Origin of the sequence: Streptomyces sp. MB09-02B (assembly GCF_033794485.1) — a bacterium.
Classification (GTDB): Bacteria; Actinomycetota; Actinomycetes; order Streptomycetales; family Streptomycetaceae; genus Streptomyces.
Map to the genome: position 1 here is coordinate 1 of NZ_JARGEE010000898.1, position 1,097 is coordinate 1,097.

Here is a 1,097-nt window from a genome sequence, read left to right on the forward strand (position 1 = left end):
GGTGGGGGCTGGTCGCGCAGTTCCCCGCGCCCCTTGAAGGGCTTCGCCCGTTCAACGGGCCTCGGCCCCGAGGGGCTTCGCCGTTCGAAGTGCGTCGGGGCTGTGGGGCGTGGGGGTGCTTGCCTTGGGTAGCGTTGTCGGTGTGGTGCACCAGGACGAGCCGGAGACGCCGCAGCAGCACCGTACGACCACCGTCGATCAGGGCCGCTTCTGTGTGGCGCGTTGCACCTGTGGCTGGCGCGGTCCGGCCCGGCGGGCGCGGAGTCTGGCGCGGACGGACGCGGAGGGCCACGCGCTGAGCGGGGTGTAGCGGGGTGTAGCGGGCTATGCGGCGGCGCTCGGGCCGCGAGCCCTACAGGTGGCGGAGGGCCGTCAGGAACTCGTCGATCAGTTCGCGGTCGCGCGGCTGGGTGAGCCGGTCGCGGGCGGCGGCCGGGGGCAGCCAGAGGATCCGGTCCACCTCGGCGGTGGGTGCGAAGCGGCCGCCTGTCGCCCTGGCCGCCCAGTAACGCACTGTCTTGGCGCGGCCGTTGGCGAAGTAGTGGACCGTGGGCAGCCGGGGCCCCGGCGCGCACCGGTGGCCGGTCTCCTCCTCGACCTCGCGCAGTGCGCCTGCGAGGGCGTCCTCGGCGCGCTTCAGTTTCCCCTTGGGGTGCGACCAGTCGTCGTACTTCGGCCGGTGGACCAGGCAGATCTCGATGTCCCCGCCCTCGGGGGAGTGGCGCCACAGGACGCAGCCGGCCGCTCGGACGGCGTGCGCCGCCTCCGGGGCGCTGTCGGTGTTCTCGGTCACGACGTGCTCACCGTCTCCTTCTGCCAGCACTGCTGGAACGTGAACCGGGATGCCTCCACTTCGTGGCGCTGGTCGGCGTGCAGGACGCCGAGGGCGTAGGCCGTGGCCGGGGCGATACGCGGGGTGCGGGCGGCGGAGGCCGCCGCGGAGGCCGCCTCGCTGGCGTCACGGTGGCGGTTGAGGGCCTCACCTGCGGCGAGGAGGCGTACGTCGACGGGGACGGCCTCGGGGTGCAGGACCTCCAGGGCGTAGCGGTGGAGGCGGAGCAGCAGCCGCACCTGGTGCCAGGGGGCGTCCTGGGGGT

General features: G+C 74.1%; 2 protein-coding genes and 1 pseudogene. 1 reads left to right on the plus strand and 2 read right to left on the minus strand.

Features of this window, described 5'->3' with window-relative positions:
• Positions 1 to 142 precede the first annotated feature (142 nt).
• Complete coding sequence (locus P1P70_RS44950) at positions 143 to 310, plus strand: hypothetical protein (RefSeq protein WP_184892294.1); 168 nt, start codon at positions 143 to 145, stop codon at positions 308 to 310.
• 42 nt (positions 311 to 352) lie between these two features.
• On the opposite strand, the gene P1P70_RS44955 is transcribed toward P1P70_RS44950, so the two are convergent.
• Both P1P70_RS44955 and P1P70_RS44960 read right to left on the minus strand, forming a co-directional pair.
• Positions 353 to 793 carry an NUDIX hydrolase gene (locus P1P70_RS44955; protein WP_319248305.1) on the minus strand — a complete coding sequence of 147 codons (441 nt, stop codon included), beginning with the start codon at positions 791 to 793 and terminating at the stop codon, positions 353 to 355.
• Positions 790 to 1,097: pseudogene (locus tag P1P70_RS44960) on the minus strand (hypothetical protein); the annotation flags it as partial. The gene P1P70_RS44955 and the pseudogene P1P70_RS44960, both read right to left, overlap by 4 nt.